The organism is Nonomuraea sp. NPDC050202, from assembly GCF_040656115.1.
Taxonomy (GTDB): Bacteria; Actinomycetota; Actinomycetes; order Streptosporangiales; family Streptosporangiaceae; genus Nonomuraea.
In genome coordinates this window covers 1-3,856 of sequence record NZ_JBFALF010000108.1, presented here as the reverse complement: position 1 = coordinate 3,856, position 3,856 = coordinate 1, and the positions used below count along the sequence as shown (strand labels likewise).

Sequence of the window (3,856 nt, the reverse complement as noted above, 5' to 3'; positions counted from 1 at the left end):
TCAAGGGCGAGCAGGTGCCCGCCCGGGTGGTGACCGAGGAGACCACGTTCACGCAGGAGCAGGCCAAGCAGGTCCTGTCCACCCGCCAGTACTGATCGCGCAGATGCCGGGCCGGCGGGGGCCGGTCCGGTTTCTCGTTGGAGGGGGTCCATGACCGTGTCCGCCCCGGTCCTGACGATGACCGGGATCAGCAAGCAGTTCCCCGGCGTGAAAGCACTCGATGGCGTCGACTTCCGGCTGCTGCCGGGCGAGGTGCACGCGCTGATGGGAGAGAACGGCGCCGGCAAGTCCACCCTGATCAAGGTGCTGACCGGCGTCCACGACATCGACGAGGGTCAGATCGAGCTGGAGGGCACCGGGGTGTCCTTCTCCAGCCCCCTGGCCGCCCAGCAGGCGGGCATCAGCACCGTCTACCAGGAGGTCAACCTCTGCACGAACCTGTCGGTGGCCGAGAACATCTTCATCGGCCGCGAGCCACGCCGCCGGGGACGCATCCTCTGGAAGGAGATGCGCCGCCGCGCGGCCGGCATCCTGGCCCGCCTCGACCTGGACCTCGACGTGTCCGCCTCGTTGTCGTCGTACTCGCTGGCCATCCAGCAGATGGTGGCCATCGCGCGCGCCGTGGACATCCAGGCCAAGGTGCTCGTCCTCGACGAGCCCACCTCCAGCCTGGACGCCGGCGAGGTCGCCCAGCTCTTCCAGGTCATGCGGCGGCTCAAGGACGACGGCATCGCCATCCTGTTCGTCTCCCACTTCCTCGACCAGATCTACGAGATCTCCGACCGCATGACCATCCTGCGCAACGGGCGGCTCATCGGCGAGTTCCTGACCGAGGAGCTGCCGCAGGTCGAGCTGGTCGCCAAGATGATCGGCCAGGAGCTGGCCGAGCTGGAGCGGCTGCACGGCGAGGCCAGGGCGTTCGACCACCCGCTGGTCGAGGCGCGCGGGCTGGGCCGGGCCGGGGCGATCGAGCCGTTCAGCATGACCATCCACGAGGGCGAGGTCGTGGGCCTGGCGGGGCTGCTCGGCTCGGGGCGTACGGAGGTCGCCCGGCTGCTGTTCGGCGCCGACCACGCCGCGACCGGCTCGATTCACGTCAGCGGGAAACCCGCCACCCTGCGCAGCCCGCGCGCGGCCATGAGCCACGACATCGCCTTCTGCTCGGAGAACCGCCGCGCGGAGGGGCTCATCCCGGACCTCACCGTCCGCGAGAACCTCATCCTCGCCCTCCAGGCCGCCCGCGGCTGGATGCGCCCCATCCCACGGGGCAAACAGGACGAGCTCGTCACCAGGTACATCGCCGCGCTGAACATCCGCCCGGCCGACCCCGACCAGCTCATCCGCAACCTCAGCGGCGGCAACCAGCAGAAGGTGCTGCTGGCCCGCTGGCTCATCCTCCAGCCCCGGCTGCTCATCCTCGACGAGCCCACCCGCGGCATCGACGTCGGCGCCAAGGCCGAGATCCAGCGCCTGGTGGCCGAGCTGTCCGACGGCGGCATGGCCGTGCTGTTCATCTCCGCCGAGCTGGAGGAGGTGCTGCGGCTCAGCCACCGGGTGGCCGTGCTGCGCGACCGCCGCCTGGTGGCCGAACTCGACAACGATCACCGTCTCACCACGGAGAGCCTCATGGAGACCATCGCGAGCGGAGGGCGCGCCTCATGAGACGCCTGTTGTGGCCACTGCTCGTCCTGGCCGCGCTGCTGCTGCTCAACGTCGCCTTCACCGACGGCTTCCTCAGCGTCCAGATCAAGGACGGCCACCTCTACGGCAGCCTCGTCGACATCGTCCGCTTCGGCGCCCCGCTCATCCTGGTCTCGATCGGCATGACCCTGGTCATCGCCACCGGCGGCATCGACCTGTCCGTCGGCTCCGTCGTCGCGATCGCCGGAGCCCTCGCCTGCCTGCGGATCAGCGGGCTCGACGAGCAGAACTCCATCGGCGGCGTGCTGGCCGCGGACGGAATCGCCCTGGCGCTCTCGGCGGCCCTCGGTCTCTGGAACGGCCTGCTGGTGGCCGGGGTGGGCGTCCAGCCCATCATCGCCACCCTCATCCTCATGGTCGCCGGCCGCGGTCTGGCCCAGCTCATCACCGACGGGCAGATCATCACCGTCAACAGCGCCCCCTACAAGCTGATCGGCGGCGGCTACTGGCTCACCCTTCCGTTCGGCATCATCATCGTCGCGGTCATCTGGGCCGTCACGGCCTTCCTCACCCGCCGCCTCGCCCTCGGCCTGATCATCGAGTCGGTGGGCGGCAACCCCGAGGCCAGCCGGCTGGCCGGCATCGACTCCCGCCGGGTGATCGTCATGGCCTACACCGTCTGTGCCCTGTGCGCCGGCATCGCCGGCCTGATGATCAGCTCGAACGTCTCCAGCGCCGACGGCAACAACGCCGGCCTGTGGATCGAGCTGGACGCCATCCTCGCCGTCGTCATCGGCGGCACCTCGCTGGCCGGCGGCCGGTTCTCCCTGGGCGGCACCGTGCTCGGCGCCCTCATCATCCAGACGCTCACCACCACCATCTACTCCATCGGCGTCCCGCCCGAGACGACCCTGCTGTTCAAGGCGCTCGTCGTGACGGTCGTCTGCCTGCTGCAGTCCCCGGCCTTCCGCGCGAAGGTCTTCCACCGCCGCCGCCCGAGCCCCGTACCCCGGGCAGCGGCCGACGAGAAGCTGAAGGTTTCGGCATGACCACCCTCCTGGGCGCGGCCGGGCCCCTCCCGCGCAAGTACGTCCCCGTGCTGGTCACCGCCGGCCTGTTCGCGGCGATGTTCCTCGCCGGCGGCGTCCGCTACGAAGGCTTCGCCACCGGCCAGATCATCCTGAACGTCTTCATCGACAACGCCTTCCTGCTCGTGGTCGCCGTCGGCATGACCTTCGTCATCCTCACCGGCGGCATCGACCTGTCCGTCGGAGCCGTCGTCGCGCTCGCCACGATGATCTCCGCCAGCCTGCTCCAGGCCGGCTGGCCCTGGTGGGCGGTCATCGCCCTCGTGCTCGCCATGGGGACGCTGCTGGGCAGCGGCATGGGCGCCATCATCCACTATTTCGGCATCCAGCCGTTCATCGTCACCCTGGCCGGAATGTTCCTGGCACGCGGCCTGTGCTACACCATCGGCACCGACTCCGTCCCCATCGCCGACGGCGCCTTCACCGCCATGGCGCAGACCAGGATCGACCTGTTCGCCGACCTGTGGATCTCCCCCAGCGTGCTCGTCACCACCGCCGTCGTGCTGGCGGCGGCGTACGTCCTGCACTACACCCGCTTCGGCCGCGCCGTCTACGCCATCGGCGGCAGCGAGCAGTCGGCGCTGCTCATGGGCCTCCCGGTGGCCCGCACCAGGATCACCGTCTACACCGTCAGCGGCCTGTGCTCCGCGCTCGGCGGCGTGCTGCTGTCGTTCTACATGCTCTCCGGCTACGGCCTGCACGCCGTCGGCATGGAGCTGGACGCCATCGCCGCCGTCGTCATCGGCGGCACCCTGCTCACCGGCGGCAGCGGATACCTGCTCGGCACCGTCCTCGGCGTGCTCGTCCTCGGCCTGATCCAGACCGTCATCAGCTTCGAGGGCACGCTCAGCTCCTGGTGGACGAAGATCTTCATCGGCGCGCTGCTGCTCGTCTTCATCCTCCTGCAACGTCTCATGTCCAGACGCGGGACCTGACCCCGGGCCGCGGCAGCCTTGATCGTGGGAAGGCGGTACCGCCCGCCTTCCCGCACCCCGTGACTAGACTGCCGCCATGACCACGGAGTCGTCCCCCCTCACCATCGCCCAGCTCGCCGAGCTGGCCGGAGTCTCCACCGCGACGGTCTCCAAGGTCGTCAACGGCCGCTCCGAGGTCTCCTCCGAAACCCG

General features: G+C 69.7%; 4 protein-coding genes. All 4 read left to right on the top strand.

What is annotated here, in order from left to right; genetic code table 11:
• The first annotated feature begins 150 nt into the window (after positions 1 to 150).
• Positions 151 to 1,662 (top strand): sugar ABC transporter ATP-binding protein, encoded by a 1,512-nt coding sequence (locus AB0I79_RS63175; RefSeq protein WP_357896320.1) that lies wholly within the window; start codon positions 151 to 153, stop codon positions 1,660 to 1,662.
• A complete protein-coding gene (locus AB0I79_RS63170; protein WP_357896317.1) occupies positions 1,659 to 2,690 on the top strand; it encodes an ABC transporter permease in 1,032 nt (343 codons plus the stop codon). Before AB0I79_RS63175 ends, AB0I79_RS63170 begins: the two co-directional genes overlap by 4 nt.
• Entirely contained in the window at positions 2,687 to 3,664 is a 978-nt protein-coding gene (yjfF, locus tag AB0I79_RS63165) for a galactofuranose ABC transporter, permease protein YjfF (RefSeq protein WP_357896314.1), read from the top strand. Before AB0I79_RS63170 ends, yjfF begins: the two co-directional genes overlap by 4 nt.
• 76 nt (positions 3,665 to 3,740) lie before the next feature.
• A partial coding sequence (locus AB0I79_RS63160) for a LacI family DNA-binding transcriptional regulator (RefSeq protein WP_357896323.1) occupies positions 3,741 to 3,856 on the top strand: 116 nt, incomplete at its 3' end.